Source organism: Bacillus sp. 01N42_2, assembly GCF_056399565.1.
In genome coordinates, this window is the sequence record NZ_JBFTRO010000001.1 from 715,844 (window position 1) to 732,349 (window position 16,506).

The 16,506-nt window shown below is 47.1% G+C and carries 14 protein-coding genes and 1 pseudogene; 1 reads left to right on the forward strand and 14 read right to left on the reverse strand.

Going from position 1 to position 16,506, the window contains the following annotated elements:
* Positions 1–113 precede the first annotated feature (113 nt).
* From rocF to AC1DN5_RS03700, 5 genes are all read right to left on the reverse strand, one after another.
* Positions 114–1,004 carry an arginase gene (gene rocF / locus AC1DN5_RS03680; protein ID WP_016937381.1) on the reverse strand — a complete coding sequence of 297 codons (891 nt, stop codon included), beginning with the start codon at positions 1,002–1,004 and terminating at the stop codon, positions 114–116.
* 73 nt (positions 1,005–1,077) lie between these two features.
* Positions 1,078–2,478: an amino acid permease gene (locus tag AC1DN5_RS03685; protein WP_016937380.1), complete on the reverse strand. Its 1,401-nt coding sequence runs from the start codon at positions 2,476–2,478 to the stop codon at positions 1,078–1,080.
* Between the two features lie 223 nt (positions 2,479–2,701).
* Entirely contained in the window at positions 2,702–3,907 is a 1,206-nt protein-coding gene (locus AC1DN5_RS03690) for an ornithine--oxo-acid transaminase (protein ID WP_016937379.1), read from the reverse strand.
* Positions 3,908–4,136: 229 nt separating this feature from the next.
* The gene (locus tag AC1DN5_RS03695) at positions 4,137–4,772 is read right to left on the reverse strand and encodes an SdpI family protein (protein ID WP_045925609.1); all 636 of its coding nucleotides are present in this window, start codon (positions 4,770–4,772) and stop codon (positions 4,137–4,139) included.
* Positions 4,769–5,056 carry an autorepressor SdpR family transcription factor gene (locus AC1DN5_RS03700; protein ID WP_045925610.1) on the reverse strand — a complete coding sequence of 96 codons (288 nt, stop codon included), beginning with the start codon at positions 5,054–5,056 and terminating at the stop codon, positions 4,769–4,771. The genes AC1DN5_RS03695 and AC1DN5_RS03700 overlap by 4 nt, the downstream gene beginning before the upstream one ends.
* A 175-nt stretch (positions 5,057–5,231) precedes the next feature.
* On the opposite strand from AC1DN5_RS03700, the gene AC1DN5_RS03705 reads away from it, so the two are divergent.
* Positions 5,232–6,647, forward strand: coding sequence for a sigma-54 interaction domain-containing protein (locus tag AC1DN5_RS03705; protein WP_436627807.1), 1,416 nt, complete (start codon positions 5,232–5,234; stop codon positions 6,645–6,647).
* Between the two features lie 92 nt (positions 6,648–6,739).
* Here AC1DN5_RS03705 and AC1DN5_RS03710 read toward each other — a convergent pair.
* The 9 genes and pseudogenes from AC1DN5_RS03710 to walR all read right to left on the reverse strand — a co-directional run.
* Positions 6,740–7,378 (reverse strand): annotated as a pseudogene (locus AC1DN5_RS03710) (MFS transporter); the annotation flags it as partial.
* Between the two features lie 187 nt (positions 7,379–7,565).
* Complete coding sequence (locus AC1DN5_RS03715; RefSeq protein WP_099744915.1) at positions 7,566–8,990, reverse strand: sensor histidine kinase; 1,425 nt, start codon at positions 8,988–8,990, stop codon at positions 7,566–7,568.
* Positions 8,987–9,187: a hypothetical protein gene (locus tag AC1DN5_RS03720; protein WP_342007264.1), complete on the reverse strand. Its 201-nt coding sequence runs from the start codon at positions 9,185–9,187 to the stop codon at positions 8,987–8,989. Before AC1DN5_RS03720 ends, AC1DN5_RS03715 begins: the two co-directional genes overlap by 4 nt.
* A gap of 449 nt (positions 9,188–9,636) precedes the next feature.
* Positions 9,637–10,833: a S1C family serine protease gene (locus AC1DN5_RS03725; RefSeq protein WP_366969932.1), complete on the reverse strand. Its 1,197-nt coding sequence runs from the start codon at positions 10,831–10,833 to the stop codon at positions 9,637–9,639.
* A gap of 86 nt (positions 10,834–10,919) precedes the next feature.
* Positions 10,920–11,714 carry an MBL fold metallo-hydrolase gene (locus AC1DN5_RS03730; protein ID WP_016937374.1) on the reverse strand — a complete coding sequence of 265 codons (795 nt, stop codon included), beginning with the start codon at positions 11,712–11,714 and terminating at the stop codon, positions 10,920–10,922.
* 14 nt (positions 11,715–11,728) lie between these two features.
* Complete coding sequence (locus AC1DN5_RS03735) at positions 11,729–12,568, reverse strand: two-component system regulatory protein YycI (protein ID WP_016937373.1); 840 nt, start codon at positions 12,566–12,568, stop codon at positions 11,729–11,731.
* A complete protein-coding gene (gene yycH, locus AC1DN5_RS03740; RefSeq protein ID WP_016937372.1) occupies positions 12,555–13,913 on the reverse strand; it encodes a two-component system activity regulator YycH in 1,359 nt (452 codons plus the stop codon). Before yycH ends, AC1DN5_RS03735 begins: the two co-directional genes overlap by 14 nt.
* Positions 13,903–15,738, reverse strand: a complete 1,836-nt coding sequence (gene walK / locus AC1DN5_RS03745; RefSeq protein ID WP_016937371.1) for a cell wall metabolism sensor histidine kinase WalK — start codon at positions 15,736–15,738, stop codon at positions 13,903–13,905. Before walK ends, yycH begins: the two co-directional genes overlap by 11 nt.
* Positions 15,739–15,744: 6 nt before the next feature.
* Positions 15,745–16,452 carry a cell wall metabolism DNA-binding response regulator WalR gene (walR, locus tag AC1DN5_RS03750; RefSeq protein ID WP_004393104.1) on the reverse strand — a complete coding sequence of 236 codons (708 nt, stop codon included), beginning with the start codon at positions 16,450–16,452 and terminating at the stop codon, positions 15,745–15,747.
* Between the last annotated feature and the right edge of the window lie 54 nt (positions 16,453–16,506).

Sequence of the window (16,506 nt, forward strand, 5' to 3'; positions counted from 1 at the left end):
TTTCCCATTTTGTGTAATAAATATATCATATTTACAGGGTCAAAAAGAGGGTGACAGCCTGCTAGTTTCCTCGTGGCAACAAAAAAACCTCCGCAGGTGCGGAGGCGCATATTTTATAATAGTTTTTTTCCCAACAAAGATTCCACCAGCTCAACCGCTGTTTTGCCGGTTTTGTTTTTGTGATCGAGGATCGGGTTGACTTCGACAAATTCAGCTGAGGTGATAATGTCGGCATCATGCAGCATTTCCATTGCCAAATGGCTTTCACGGTAGCTGATGCCGCCGACGACAGGCGTCCCTACGCCGGGCGCGTCGCTCGGATCGAGGCCGTCGAGATCAAGGCTGAGGTGAACGCCGTCACAGTCTGACAGGTAGTCAATGGTTTCTTCAATGACCTTCGTCATGCCGAGGCGGTCAATCTCATGCATCGTATAAACCTTCATGCCTGTTTCCTTAATGTATTCACGCTCGCCTTCGTCAAGCGATCTCGCGCCGATGATGACGACGTTTTCCGGCTTGATTTTCGGGGCATAGCCGCCCAGGTTCACCAATGTGTCGTGCCCGACGCCGAGGCTGACGGCCAGCGGCATTCCGTGAATATTGCCTGACGGCGATGTTTCCAGCGTGTTTAAATCGCCGTGCGCATCGTACCAGATGACGCCGAGCTGTTTATAGTGCTTGGCCGTTCCTGTCAGCGTTCCGATCGCGATGCTGTGATCGCCGCCCAAGACGAGTGGGAACCGCTCATTCTCAATGACGCTGTCCACCTTGTGGGCGAGCTGCTCGTTCCCAGAAAGCACAGAGTTCAGATTTTTCAGCTCTTCATCATTTTTGAGTTTTTCACGATTGACGGGGATGTCGCCTAAGTCTTCCACCGCATACCCCATGTCAGATAACCGTTCAATGAGATGCGCGTAGCGGATGGCGCTCGGGCCCATGTCCACTCCGCGTCGTGCTTGTCCTAAATCCATCGGCATTCCAATAACTGAGATATTCTTGTTCATCCGTTTTTCCACCTCAACATGTTGTATGTTGTCCTGTGCGGGTTTCTCAAAGATGACTTGGACACGAAAAGATTTAAAGCTCTATCTGTTTTTCTGACTGTTTATGCTTTTTTACATACAGATGATAGACGATAACGCACACCGCCATGAACGGGATGCCGCAATAAAGGGCGAGCCGCTGTTCTGAATCAAATGCGAGACTGATCAGAACGACCGTATTTAATGTCAGCCCGACAATAGGCAGCACCGGGTACAGCGGTGTTTTAAACTTAAGGTCTTTCACTTTGCCGCCTTCGCGGATGTATTTCCGTCTGAACATCAGCTGCGACAGAGAAATCGTAATCCAGCCGACCTGCGCGCTTAGTCCGGCTAATGATAAAAGAAACATATAAACGGTTTCCGGCGCTGCCACTTTAGACAGCAGCGACAGGCAGGCGACGGCCAGCGTCACAATCAGCGCGTTCATCGGCACGCCGCGTTTATTTGTTTTGCCGAGCGCTTTAAAAGCTTGTCCTTCGTTCGCCATGGCATATAGGATACGCGTCGATGCAAACAGGCCTGAGTTGGCCACTGACAGCAGCGCAATTAAGATAACAAAGTTCATGATATCGGCGGCATACGGGATTCCGATTTGTTCAAACACCACGACAAACGGGCTTTCGACCACTCCCGCCTGCTTCCACGGAATCATGCCGGCAATGACGATGATAGAGAGAACGAAGAAGACAAGCGTTCTCCATACCGTCTGCCGGATAGAGCGCGGAATCGTTTTCTCGGGGTCTTCACTTTCTCCCGCGGCAACCCCGATCAGCTCCGTTCCCTGGAACGCGAAGTTTACGGTAATCATCGTAACAAGCATCGCCTTCATGCCGTTCGGGAACAATCCATCCTCATAAAAATGAGAGAAGAAAGGTGCCTGCTCGCCGTGTTTCAGATCGATCAGGCCGAACATGGCGGCGCCTCCCAAAATAATAAACAGCAGAATGACTAAAATTTTAATGCCGGAAAACCAAAATTCCGACTCAGCGAACGCTTTTGTGGTAATGGCGTTCAAAAGAAACATCAGCCCGACAAACACGAGGCACCACACCCATACGGGAACATGCGGAAACCAGCGGAGCATCAATTGTCCCGCAGATAAAAACTCAATGGCGCATGTCACCGCCCAGCCGAGCCAGTACAGCCAGCCGAATGCGAAACCGAAAGCGGGGCTGATAAATTTGGTGGCGTACGTCTGAAACGACCCTGATACGGGAAGGGCAACCGCAAGCTCGCCTAAGCAGAGCATTGTCAAAAACATAATAAAACCGCCGACCAGATAAGACAGAACCGCGCCCAGCGGTCCCGCCTGGTTGATTGTATATCCGGTACTCAGGAAAAACCCGGTGCCGATTACTCCGCCCAATGAAATCATAAACAAATGGCGCGATTTCATTGTGCGCTGAAGCTGATTCTCTTTTTGATTTGTATTCACTATTCTGCACCCCTTCAGCAACTTGTATTGGAACCAAGCCGGTGCTTTGAAACCGATTTGCTGTCCAAAGAGCCTCTATTTGTATATGAAAGTTATATGAAATTCATTTTCGTACATAAAGATACATTATACTAAAATACTGTCGCCGCGCAAATAGAGTGTGCTGAATTTTTTATTTGTTAATTCCATACAAGCTGAGGGAAAGCGTTTCCACATCAAGTTTTTACGCGTTTTGAAGCACGTTTGTGATCTTTTGGACCGCCCAGTCCAAGTCTTCCTGGGAAATCATTAACGGCGGTGCAAACCGGATCACGGTATCATGTGTTTCTTTGCATAAAAGCCCTTCGCCTTTCAGCTTTTCACAGTACGGGCGGGCCGCTTCAGTCAGTTCCACGCCGATAAACAGGCCGCGGCCGCGCACATCTTTTATGATCGGGTTATCGATTTTCTCAAGCTCTTCTTTAAAATACCGGCCAAGCTGAAGGGAACGCTCTGCCAGCCCTTCTTCCTCTAGGACTTCAAGAGATGCGAGCGATACCGCGCAAGCGAGCGGGTTTCCGCCGAATGTCGAGCCGTGGGAACCCGGATTAAACACGCCGAGAATATCACGGTTCGCCGCGATGCACGAAATCGGGAAGACGCCGCCGCCGAGCGCTTTGCCCAAGATAAACATATCCGGTACGATATTTTCCCAGTCAACCGCGAATCTTTTCCCTGTCCGGCCGAGTCCCGTCTGAATTTCATCAGCGATCAGGAGCACATTTTCTTCCTTACAAATAGCGGCCGCTTCTTGTAAAAATCCTTCCGGCGGAATGACGATGCCCGCTTCTCCCTGAATCGGTTCGAATAAGAAAGCGGCTGTGTTCGGCGTAATCGCCCGGCGCAGCGCTTCCGCGTCTCCGTATGGAATTAATTTTATACCCGGAAGCATAGGCCCGAAACCGCGTTTATACTCATCTTCTGAAGAAAGGGATACCGCAAGCATCGTTCTGCCGTGGAAGTTGCCGATACACGCAATGATTTCCGCCTGATTATCTTCTACTCCTTTGACCTCATATGCCCAGCGTCTCGCCGCTTTGACAGCGGATTCAACAGCTTCCGCCCCCGTATTCATCGGCAGAATCATATCTTTTCCCGTCAGCTTGGCTGTTTTCTCATAAAACGGGCCGAGCTGATCGTTATGGAACGCGCGTGACGTCAAAGTGATTTTATCCGCCTGATCCTTCAGCGCCTGAATAATCTTCGGATGTCTGTGTCCCTGGTTCACGGCAGAATAAGCACTGAGCATATCCATATATTGATTGCCTTCAGGGTCTTTTACCCAAACACCCTGCGCTTCAGAAATAACGATCGGAAGAGGATGGTAGTTGTTCGCACCGTAGTGTGAAGTTTGGCTGATAATCTCTTGAGATTTTGTGAAAGCTGACATAATCTGATTCCCCCTTGTTTTGTATATCATTCAACATAAGATCTTGCTTTCCCTTTTTATAAAGCAAGTTCCGTGCCAATCCGAAAAAACGGGATATTTCGCCAGCATTCTTTCTCTTCCTGCAAAATTTTCCGGCAGTTTGCGTGCAAACTTCAGCCAAGCGCAAAATTTTTTTGCATTCCCGCTGACAAAATAGGAGCAATCCAATTAGATTGCTCCCATTCAACCGTTATTTATTCAATTGTCTCTGATATACAATGTAAGAATATAGTAAGGATAATATGATACAGCCGATTGCGGCAATGAAAATGACTGACACTCTATACACTGGAGGCAAAAAAGCTGCAAGCATCATGATAATGCCCGCTAAGACAAAAATTTTCGAACTGACCCTGTGTGTATCCTTCCAAACTCTTTCACTGCTCAGCGTCCAAGGCGTTCTTATCCCTAAAAAGAAATTAGGCTTAACGATCTGAATAAAGTTTCCAAACACAATGAAAATGACTCCCACGATAAAGTTTCCTAAATAAGATATAGGGAGATCATATCCCAGTCCGGTCAAGATGGTCATCAGATTAATGATAAACAGAACCGCAAACATTGTATTAAATATAGCCATATATGGCCGGATAAATGTGTTGTAGTTATTTTTAGGATCAATCTTAGGGATGATAACCATTAAAATATATAGAATCATCATTATGCCAATAAGCATCATCATCGCATTAGCTTTCGTTTGGTAACCATTTGCACTTCCGTTTAATCCCCAGTGTGTCGCCAAAATGTCCGGTAAAGATGAATATGTGAAAACCCATGTTAAAACAGTTAAAACAATAATTCCTGCCGAAAAGAGATATTTTTTCATGATTCCCCGCCTTTCTTATTATCATGTTCTGAATCAGCCAAAGAAAAGAACCAGCCTATAAGATCCTGTAATACAGTGGTATTTAATGAGTACATAATAAATTGGCCTTTCCTCTCATCGTGAACCAGATCAGTATTTTTCAATATGTTAAGGTGATGAGAAATACTGGGTTTTGACATGTCGAAGTGCTCCGCAATTTCTCCAGCTGTCATATCTTGTTTTTTTAATAAATCCAAAATTCTTCTCCTTGTAGGATCGGCTAGTGCTTTAAATGCTTTATTCAAGAACGTTCCCCCTCTCATACATGCATGATTTAGATATTTAAGTATATATCTAAATATCAACCATTTCCCTAAAAAAGTCAATGGTTTTATTACCTTAATTACCATTTATTTTTAAAATATCAGCCGAGCGCAACATTTTTTTGCGTTTCGTAATCAATTTATTTTAAAATAATGAATGTTACGACGATTGGGAGGGGGAATTGACCTGCACACAACCAGCGAATTTTTCACACTCGTGTTACAAAGCATTCTGGAAGAGATTGATGTCGGGCTGCATGTGGTGGACGAAAAGGGCAGCACCGTCATTTACAATAAGAAAATGATGCAGATTGAAGATATGGATGAACGGGACGTCCTGCATAAAAACCTGACTGATGTATTTATGTTTTCCAATCAGCAGGACAGCACACTCGTCCAGGCCCTTCAGGAAGGCAAAACCATTAAAAATGTAAAGCAAAGCTATTTCAATAACAAAGGCCAGGAAATCACGACGATCAACCACACCTTCCCGATTGTACAAAACGGCGAGATCAAAGGCGCCGTGGAGATCGCCAAAGACGTCACCAAGCTCGAACGGCTGATCAGGGAGAATATGCACAGAAAAGAACAAAACAGCTACACGTTTGACAGCATTCTCGGCAACAGCCCGGTTATCCGGGAAGTCATCGAAAACGCAAAACGGGCAACCCGCACGTCATCGTCCGTGCTTTTGGCCGGTGAGACGGGAACGGGCAAGGAACTGTTCGCCCAAAGCATTCACAACGGCAGCCAGCGCTCAGGCGCCCCGTTCATATCACAAAACTGCGCCGCCCTGCCGGACAGTCTGGTCGAAAGCATTTTATTCGGCACGAAAAAAGGCGCCTTTACCGGAGCCATCGACCAGCCGGGCTTATTTGAGCAGGCGCAGGGAGGCACCCTTCTCCTTGATGAGATCAATTCTCTCAATCTCAGCCTGCAGGCAAAGCTGCTCCGCGCCCTTCAGGAAAAGAAAATCAGGCGCATCGGATCAGCGCAGGACAAACCGATCGACGTCCGCATCATCGCCACGATGAATGAAGACCCGATCACCGCCATTTCAGAAGAGCGGCTGCGCAAAGATTTATACTACCGATTAAGCGTTGTCACGCTGATCATTCCGCCGCTCCGGGAGCGCAAAGAGGACATTCTGCCTCTGGCCGAAGTCTTTATCCAGAAAAACAATCACCTGTTTCAAATGCATGTCGATTCGATCAGTGACGATGTGCAGCGATTCTTCCTGGAATATGACTGGCCGGGCAACATTCGCGAGCTTGAACATATGATTGAAGGCGCCATGAACTTTATGACGGATGAAACGACGATTACGGCAGCCCACCTTCCTTATCAGTACCGCATGAAAATCAAACCGGCTGACACGGACGCCAAAGCCGCCGCAAGCACCCAGCCCGGCACTGATTTAAAAGATAAAATGGAGAACTTCGAAAAATATATGATCGAAAAGACCCTGAGAAAACACGGCAATAACATATCCAAAACGGCAAACGAGCTCGGAATCAGCAGACAAAGCCTGCAATACCGCCTGAAAAAATTCGGTCTGGACCGGATGAAATGAATCCAACTGAAAAAAGGCTGAGATGCTCTTCAGCCTTTCGTCAGGTTATGTCTGATTGGCGAGCCGCTCCCCGGTAAACCAAAAGTTTTCCCTCACTGCCAATGTATGTTCCGTATTCTCGACTGGATGGCGACGCTCGCTTTCAGTTTGTAAAAGCTGCGCATCATAAATAGCGACAATAAGATGGATAACACCCCGATTGCGGTCAGCAGCAAGGCTGAATCAAAATAGTCCGTTAAGAATCCGATAAACGGAAAGGCAATGAACATGAAGAGCGATGTCAGCAAACTGATAATTGACAGCAGCGTGGCTCTCGTTCTTGACGGAATCTCATTGTTCACCACCTGACTGGAGACGGGTTCTATCACGTCATAGAGCGTGTTAATGACGACAAAAGCGGCTATCGTCACGTACAGGCTGCCCGAAGGTATAAACAGATAGGCCGCCCCGATGATGCAGAATGTCAGCAGAAGCACGCGCCTCGGCGTGAATTTTTCCGCCGGCTTTGAAGAAAAGATGGAGCACAGCGCCTGTAAGATGGACAGTCCCGCAAAAATAACGGATATGTGACGCACGGACAGCCCTTCCGATATAAAAAACCGATGTAATCGCAAAGAAAACGGAGAGTGACAGCACCAGATATTTAAAGGCTTTGTTCAGCCTGAAGAAGTCCTTGACTTCCTTTAGATGTCACCGACCGTCTGCGTTTCGTGTTCACTGTTTTCAAATCTTAAATCATTGAATTGGCTGACGCGGGGGACAGATACGTCCGCTCCGGCCCGCGTTCGGATAATAATCGGCATACACGATTCGGATCGGTTTTTTCCTGCGGCTTCCATCCGTTTTTCCTATTCTAAATAGTCCGGGTGAATTTTATTATTCTTCTTGTATGAGCGGGATCTTTTTGGATCAACAGGCTTACCCCGGCAGCCGGATTACGAACACGGAGCCTTTTCCCTGCTCGCTTTTCACTTCAATTGTTCCGTTATGGCTGTCGATAATGGTTTTGGTAATGGCAAGACCCAGCCCGGTGCCGCCGTATTTACGGGATCGGGAGGTTTCTGCCCTGTAAAACCGGTCAAACAAATGAGGCACATGCTCCGGGGCGACGCCCGCTCCGTTGTCCGCCATCATGAGCATGATTCCGCCGTCTTTCTGCAGGGAGACGGTGATGACGCCCGTTTCTTCATCCGTATGCTGCACCGCATTGTAAAAAAGATTGAGAATGACCTGCTTCATTTTGTCTTTGTCAAAAACGGCTTCAATCTTTTGATCGACAAAAAACTCGAGCTTCCGGTTTCCCGCCAGCAGCCTCAGCTGAGCCTCCATTTCCAAAATGACGTCTCCCAGCGCGCCTTTTTTCATTTCAAAGCTCGGCTCCCGGTCCATCTTCGCTAGAAACAGAAGGTCCTCTATCAGCTTATTCGCTCTGGCGGATTCCGCGTACAGGCTTTGAAGCGCTTTTTCTTTCTGCTCCGGCTTCTCCGCCGCTCCGCGCATTAAAATTTCAATAAAGCCGTGAATGGAGGTAAGCGGTGCTCTCAGCTCATGTGACGCGTCTGATACAAACTGCCGGATGCGCTCCTTCGCTTCTTTTTCAGCCTGAAACGCGGTTCCAATCCGTCCCAGCATCTGATTGATGGATATGCCCAGCGACTCCATTTCTGCCTGCCTTTTATCAATCGGCAGCCGTTTATCGAGACTGGCGGCATTGATGTCATCCACCATACGCCTAATGCGCGATAATGGCTTGAGTGTGAGCCGGATCATCGGTAAGAAAACAAACAGCCCGATAACCAGAGCCGCAAAGGAAAGCACCGCAAAAATGCCGATCTGGCGGAAAAGCGAAGCATTCAGAGGCTGGGTCAGCGTACTCATTTGCACAACTCCCGCCTGTCTTCCGTCAACGGAAATCGCCTGAAACACGACGATGATTTCCTTACCCGCTTTATTGTGAGCCACCTGATAGTGAAGCGCCATGGGGTCTGTCAGCGCATCCCGATACACGTTTTTCGGAAAAGATGGGGCGGCTCCCGCTTGCGGGTCTTCTGATAAAACAGACATCTTGTATGATGGATTGATAAAAGCAGCCGTCATCCCGGGGGAAATCAAATTCGGGTGAGCCGGTGTTTCGGAACGGGCAAGGGTTTTGATTGACCTCCATACACTTTGATCCATTGAATGGATATAGCTTTGGATGCTGGCCGCCTGATTTTCATACATCGTCCGTGCCATAAACATGTACTGAGTGCCTCCGATGAAGCATAACAGCAGGGCCAAAATCGCCAGTGACCTGAACAGGAGCTGGAATCGCAGGGTTCTGAACAGCTTTCTCCGCTTCATCCCAGGTCCGCCCTGCATTCGGCGCCCCGCACCTTGTGCTCTTTGTCCTTCAGCTTTTCGCGTAAAGAGCGGATATGTGCCTCGATGGTATTGTCTTCCCCGAGAACCGTTCCGTGGCGAAGCCCCATCGTTATCAAATCAATGAGTACAGACCCGCCGTCTGCACTCAGCAGCCAGATGCCTTTCAACTTATTCATGATGCAGTCTCTCCTTAGATGTATCAGCCTGTGTTTATTTTTTTCGCTTCCTCTTCTATTATTCGCTTTTATCTGAAACAAAACGGAATCTTAGCTGAATTGGTTAAAGTCAACGCCTAAAACGGTGCAGTCTGCACATCACAATAATTTCACCTGCCGCTTCGATTTTGCAGCATCAGTCTGTTTCTGCCTATTATCAATTGAGCGTGTTGCGGCCCGCCTTCAGGAAAAAACGGCATAAAAAAAGCGCCCTGAAAAAGGACGTTTGATATGTCATATTTCATTTTCTTAAATTCTGCATTCTAAAATAATTCTTCCTTCGCATTCACCCTCGATTTCGTTCAATACAATAATCTTATCAGCCGTTTTCATGTGTTTCACCCCCTTTTCTTCATCATATTAACAAATAAATCAATAAAAAACAGCCCGGTTTTTTCCGGGCTGTTTTTTTATTTCTGTAATCGATCCGCTTCTGTCAGTTTGACTTCCGCTGTTTTTTTCTTTCCTGAACGGTAGAACGTGATGTTCACACGGTCGCCGATCTTTTTGCGATACAGACGTTCACGAAGGTCCACAATGTCGTTGACCTTATGACCGTCGAAACCGGTGATCACGTCAAGCTTTTTCAGTCCTGCTTTGCCGGCCGGTGAAAACGCGTCGACACCCATAATGACCGCCCCGGTTTTAACACCTTTCGGAAGTTTCAGCGTCTGGCTCCAGTGGTAGCTCGCAATATCCGTTAAAGATTTCATTTCGATACCGAGGAAAGGCCGTCTGACTTCTCCGTATCTTTCTAAATCCTGAATAACGGGAATGACAAGCTTTGAAGGGATGGACAGGCCGATTCCTTCAACGGCGGATTCGGCGATCTTCATTGAGTTAATGCCGACCACCTTACCCGATATATCCATCAAAGCGCCGCCGCTGTTGCCGGGATTAATCGCGGCGTCGGTCTGCAGCACTTCCGCATTCCAGTCCGGCTGTCCGTCTCCGTTTGAGTCAACGGGCACCGCCCTTTCCTTGCCGGAAATGATTCCCTGTGTCACTGATCCCGCAAATTCAAGCCCGAGCGGATTTCCGATCGCCACGACCGGTTCTCCGACTTTGACTTGATCGGAATTGCCGAACTGGGCGGCCGATTTGATTTTATCAGACTTCACCTTCAGCACGGCCAGATCCATCAGACGGTCGCTCCCGATCAGATCGGCAGGCACGCGCGAGTCATCTTTCAGACTGATCTCAATCTCAGTCGCACCTTCAATGACATGGTGATTGGTTACGATATAAGAAGTGTTTCCGTTCTTTTTGTAAATGACACCGGACCCGCTTCCCGCTTCGCCGCCCTCTCCCCAAATATCGGTCTTTTGGATATTGAGAACGCCGACTACCGAATCCGATACACGGCTGACCATATTCGTGACAGCATCGTTGACATTTACGTTGACTGTTTTCACTTGTTCGCTTCCGATACGCTGATTGGCGCCTCTGCTGCTTTCACCATGGTCTCCGCCTGTCCAGTACGGCAGCAGTAAAGCCATGAGCGCGGCCCCGACGATGACGCCGATCAGACTAGAAAGGAAGTATCCTCTCTTACTGCGGCGGGGCTGTTCGGGGGCGTACTGTTCATCATCGCGATTATAATCCACCCTATCTCAAATCCTTTCAAGAGAACTCAATTTGCTTATAGTGTGGGTTATATCGCGGATTAATAATCATGATTCATTTGGAAAAATTACACGGCGCACAGCGGCGTCGGGATTTTCGGATCGGTATCAAATAATTGAAACGTTTCCCCCGCGACAAATCCTTTCGCAGCCAATGTCTGCTGCACGGACATTCTCGCCAGTTCCTTCATATTGTTATCTTGGCTCAGATGCGCCAAATAAATGCGGGATGTGCCGTCGCCGATGACATCGGTCATGGCGAGCGCCGCGTCTTCATTTGAGACGTGGCCGACATCGCTTAAAATCCGCCGCTTAATGCTCCAAGGGTATCTGCCCATTTGCAGCATGCCGACGTCATGGTTGCTTTCAAACACAAATACATTGGCCGAACGGATAATGCCTTTCATTCTGTCGCTCACATATCCGGTGTCCGTCATCAGCGCGAGCTTTCTGCCTTGGTAATGGAAAACATAAAACATCGGCTCGGCCGCGTCATGAGAGACGCCGAATGACTCAACATCAAGCCCTCCGAAAGATTTCACGCTTTCCATCGGGAACAAAAACTTTTGTCCGGTATCCAGCTTGCCGATCTGATTCTCCATCGCTTTCCACGTCTTTTCATTGGCGTAGACGGGAAGACCGTACTTTCTCGCAATGACGCCGAGCCCTTTAATATGGTCGCTGTGCTCATGAGTGACAAAGATGCCGTCCACGTCGTCTATCTTGCGGCCGATTCTCTCCATCAGCCCGTCCATCGCTTTACCACTCAGGCCGGCATCCACCAGAAAAGAGTGCTCCTCTGTCTCCAGATAAAACGCGTTTCCGGTACTCCCGCTCGCAAGAACGCTAAATTGCAAGCTCATTTGTTCTCACTCCATTATTTATTTTGATTGTTATCAATGACTGTGCTTTCCAATGCATTCACAGTGTACGTTTGCTGTGTCTTTTTCTTCGTCCCTTTTGACTTATCTTCAATTGTAATTCTCCATACCGGCGCCAGCACCTGCGTACTTGTCAGCGGGTATTGGGCAATATAGCCGAACTTGACGCTTTTGACGGCGCAATTCGCTTTTAAGTAATTTTGAGAATACAATAATTCGACCGCATCCAGCTCAGGAATCAGGCTTTCCGTCTGGATTCGCTTGAATGACTCCAGCATGGTCTGCTCGTAAGACACGACCTCGTTTTTATCGTTCAGATGCAGAATCACCTGTCCGATCGCATCAGTGGACGAGTCAAAATCCTGATAAATAAACTGTCCGTCATACGTCTGGTAAAAAATGATCTGTTTTTGATCCTTGTCGACTTTCCACAGTTTATATTTTTCACCGCCGGTTATTTTAGAGCTGACAAGCGATTCCGCATCATCCTGCGGTTTTTGCTTCGATAAACCGACCGGATCGGTAAATTTCATTTTCAGCGTCGTGACCTTGTGATCATCCGCCGGCATCTCCATTAAAGGCTTTTGATCCTTCAAGGCATCAATATCTTCCGCGGTGAATACCTTTTGGCCCGCCGTCAGCCGGTAGCCCGTCGCGGAATCAGAAGACAGGTTGCCGAATGTGATATGATCCATCTCCATGTCTTTTTCCACATTTGAATTTTTAATCACTTCGTATTCACTGCTTGAGCGTTTTTCAAAAAACTGATAGCCGAGAAAAATATCGAGGATGAGGAAGGCAATGATGAAGATCGTTTTTGTCTTATTCCACTCCATTATCGGCCTCCTCCTTCCCCAGCAGATCTTTCGTAATCGGAACGATCTTCCCGTTGATTTTCATACTCCAGACGGGTTCCAGCTCAACAAGATCATTCGTTGATGAAGATACCATTTGATAGGACAGGAAGATCTGGTCGATTTTGTTCACATCGTATTTATCCTGCTGCTCCAGCAGAGACACAATCTCATTGCCGCTCATCATTTTTACGTCTTTTGTTTTAATCGGATTCGGCCCGAGAACATAGTTCGGCCGCTTGTAGCTGAGAACCTCGTCATTGGCCCATTGCAGGGTCATAACAGGCCCGGACCCGAAAGGCTTAGACATGCTGTTGATGACAGGCATTTGGTCTTTAAACATGTAGAAACTCAGCTGCTGGTTATCACTCACATTGAAAAATTGATAATGATCCGTCCAGCTCCCCGTATCCTCTAAATATTTATAGCTTTTCTTAATCAGCTCTCCCGTTTGGTAAGAAGCGCTTTGCGCCAGGTTCCGGTGCTGGAACTGAATCTGCCGCTGCGTCGAATTGATTTCCAGACGGCTGATTCCGTCAGTCAGCACGTTCCGATTGTAATTCGGGTCCTCTCTGACCGTGCTCGGATCATTAAAGAGTGTCTGCTTAAACAGGTTCGTCTTAATGGTTTCAGTGATAAATTCTTTTTCCTTCATATTAAACCGCGCATTCGGCATGAGAAATTCTTTGCTTTTTCCGACCGAATAGAGGTGGTATAACGGCATACTCGATTTTTTGCTGTACAGCTCATTCATCAGATTGCGGTAATTTGCAGACTCGACAGTCACTTCCAGAATCAGCTGTTTGCTGTAAGAGACCATGTAAATCTTCTTATTCGGCTTATTCTCATTAAACGGAATGACAATATGGTCAAATGAGCTGTATTCCATTGACGGATTCGACCATTTAAACATCGATTGGAAGAAATCAATCGGAATGGTGTCATTGAATTGCAGATCGAGCTTTGCCGAATTCCCATTTCTGCCGTAAAGCCAATTTTTAAAACCGAGTTTGTCGTATTGATCAGAAATATCCTTCATCCCTTTTACTTCCCATTGCGGCAAATCCGCCCACAGGTCATTAAAGAGCGTTTCATCAACCACTTTATAATGAGAGCCGTTTGTATGAATGAACATATCCCGGGGTTTTACCGTTTGCGACATTTTTTGGCTCGTTTTATCAATTTTATGCTTTTCCCGGACAGTCGATTTGGTTGAGGCCGTGCCTTCTGAGAAATTGGGCTGGAATGTCCAAATTCCCCATGTTAAAACAAGACTAATGACGACTAGCACCGACAGTATGACTGTTTTTATATTTTCACGCCTCATCCCAATCATCCTCTTGCTCTTCTTTATATGGAAGAGTAAATGTAATCTTCGTGCCTTTGCCTTCTACACTGTCGGCCCAAATGTCACCGCCGTGCGCCTGAACCATCTCTTTTGCAATCGCAAGGCCGAGTCCGGTGCCGCCGAGCTTTCTCGTGCGCGCCTTATCCACCCTGTAGAAACGGTCAAATACTTTTTCCACATCTTTTTTCGGAATGCCGATCCCTTCATCTTTTACACTGATGTAGAGCAGCTCTTCTTTCTCATTCACATCAACTGAGAAGGTGACATGTCCGCCTTCCGGTGAGTATTTCAATGCGTTAGAAATGATATTATCAAGAACCTGCGTCACTTTATCCTGATCAATCTCCACGTACAGATTTCTGTCCGGCAGCTCGCGGATAAATTCGACATGCTGTTCTTTCGTCATTTCAAAACGGTCAATAATCAGAGACATAAAGCGGATCATATGAATCCACTCTCGATTAAACTGATAATCTTTGCTGTCGAACTTAGAAAGCTGAAGCAGATCATTCACCAATCTGATCATGCGCTCAGTTTCATTTTGGGTCACCATTAAGAAACGCGGAGCAATCTCTTTGTTTTCCCACGCGCCTTCTGCAAGCGCCTCTAAATAGCTTCGCATTGTCGTCAGCGGCGTCCGAAGTTCATGGGACACATTCGCAACGAATTCTCTGCGCTCGCGATCGAGTTTTTCCTGCTCGGTGACATCATAAAGAACCGCGATTAAACCATCAATTTTTCCGTGCTCTCTCTGAATCACGGAGAAATTGACCCGCAGCACAGTCGTTTCATCGTCACGTTCGATCTCCAGCAGCATGGAGTCCTGCTGCTCTACTAAATCCTCAAATGTAAAGTTCTCTTTTATGCCCAATAAAGACGTAATCGGCATCTCTAAAGCCGTTTCACGTGAAACATTCAGCAGCTCAAGCGCAGGGCTGTTTAACAGAATAATAGCCCCGTTGCGATTCGTGGCGATGACGCCGTCCGTCATATACGCGATAACGGAAGAAAGCTTTCTTCTCTCCCCTTCCGTCATAGCTTGGGCATCTTCAAGCTCTTTCGTCAGATGGTTGAAAGTTGTTGCGAGCTGACCGATTTCATCATGCCCGTATTTTCGAACCTTTCTGGAGAAATTCCCTTTTGCCAGTTCCATCGCCTGCTTACGCATATCCGAAAGCGGATGGGTAATGGTCCGGGCGAGAAAGATACCGAGAAGAGCCGTCAGAACGAGGGCTAAGCCTGTTCCTGAAGCAAGGATCGAGTTGACGGTTTTCATTTGGTTAAAAGTATCTTCCATACTGGCCACGACATATATCGCGCCGACAACTTCCTGATTCTCTGTAATGACCGGTTTTGCCGAAATCAGCACTCTGTTTTTGCTTTTAGGATCATAATATTTTTTTGAATATGCCTGTTTTGTAGAGAAAATCCGTTTGAAAATCGGGTCTGTCGTCTGTTTCCCCGCTATTTCCTCGCCATAAGGCCTCGAAGAACCGACGACCTCATAGCTTTTATCAACAAAGGTAATTTCCCGTATTTCATTGTTTTTCGTAAAATCATTCAAAATACGCTTGACGTCATCCTTAATGACGGTGCCGTCATTGTCCCCTTTATATTCCTGCTCAATATAATAGGAAAGGTTGTCAATCCGCTGATTTAACGATAATTCATAGGACTTGAGAAGAGAATTCTCCACCTGTTTCACAAAGTACACGCCGATAATCTGCATGGCAATGATAATGAGAAGCACATAGATCAGCGTGATCTTAAATTGAATCGACCGAAAAAAACCAACCTTATTCATCGCCGGTTAGTCCTGTTCAGGGTTTCTCAAGTAATAACCGACACCCCGTCTTGTGACGATCCAGTTCGGATGGCTCGGATTATCCTCGATTTTCTCGCGAAGGCGGCGAACTGTCACATCCACCGTTCTCACGTCACCGAAATAGTCATAGCCCCATACAGTCTGCAGCAGATGCTCGCGCGTCATGACCTGTCCGATATGTTTGGCTAAGTAATGCAGCAATTCAAATTCACGATGGGTCAGCTCGATCGTTTCTTCTCTTTTTGATACGACATAAGCGTCAGGGAAGATGACGAGGGAACCGATATGAATGTCATTTGAAGCTGATTCTTCCTCAGCCGGCGCAACCGTAAGCTGGCGGCGCAGGTTTGCTTTGACGCGGGCCAGAAGCTCACGCGTGCTGAAAGGCTTAGTGACATAGTCATCCGCTCCGATTTCAAGTCCGATGACCTTGTCAATCTCCGAGTCTTTTGCCGTCAGCATAATAATCGGCATATCATATTTTTTCCGGACTTCCCGGCACACTTCAACTCCGTCTTTATTCGGAAGCATAATATCTAATAGAATTAAATCGGGCTGAAGCTCCTCCACCATTTCCACGGCTTCGTTTCCGTCATACGCACAGTGCACGTCATAGCCTTCTTTTCTTAAATTAAACTCTAATATATCTGCAATCGGTTTTTCATCATCGACTACAAGGATTTTCTTATCCATCATCTTGATTTTCCTCCTGCCAGAATGACTTCATTTCATCTATTGATGTTTCAT

What these genes read in the sequence shown, in the direction of transcription:
- walK (WP_016937371.1), bottom strand. Translation starts at nt 15,738, where the DNA reads ATGAATAAGGTTGGTTTTTTTCGGTCGATTCAATTTAAGATCACGCTG.
- AC1DN5_RS03690 (WP_016937379.1), bottom strand. Translation starts at nt 3,907, where the DNA reads ATGTCAGCTTTCACAAAATCTCAAGAGATTATCAGCCAAACTTCACAC.
- rocF (WP_016937381.1), bottom strand. Translation starts at nt 1,004, where the DNA reads ATGAACAAGAATATCTCAGTTATTGGAATGCCGATGGATTTAGGACAA.
- yycH (WP_016937372.1), bottom strand. Translation starts at nt 13,913, where the DNA reads ATGAGGCGTGAAAATATAAAAACAGTCATACTGTCGGTGCTAGTCGTC.
- walR (WP_004393104.1), bottom strand. Translation starts at nt 16,452, where the DNA reads ATGGATAAGAAAATCCTTGTAGTCGATGATGAAAAACCGATTGCAGAT.
- AC1DN5_RS03735 (WP_016937373.1), bottom strand. Translation starts at nt 12,568, where the DNA reads ATGGAGTGGAATAAGACAAAAACGATCTTCATCATTGCCTTCCTCATC.
- AC1DN5_RS03715 (WP_099744915.1), bottom strand. Translation starts at nt 8,990, where the DNA reads ATGAAGCGGAGAAAGCTGTTCAGAACCCTGCGATTCCAGCTCCTGTTC.
- AC1DN5_RS03720 (WP_342007264.1), bottom strand. Translation starts at nt 9,187, where the DNA reads ATGAATAAGTTGAAAGGCATCTGGCTGCTGAGTGCAGACGGCGGGTCT.
- AC1DN5_RS03695 (WP_045925609.1), bottom strand. Translation starts at nt 4,772, where the DNA reads ATGAAAAAATATCTCTTTTCGGCAGGAATTATTGTTTTAACTGTTTTA.
- AC1DN5_RS03705 (WP_436627807.1), top strand. Translation starts at nt 5,232, where the DNA reads ATGTTACGACGATTGGGAGGGGGAATTGACCTGCACACAACCAGCGAA.
- AC1DN5_RS03730 (WP_016937374.1), bottom strand. Translation starts at nt 11,714, where the DNA reads ATGAGCTTGCAATTTAGCGTTCTTGCGAGCGGGAGTACCGGAAACGCG.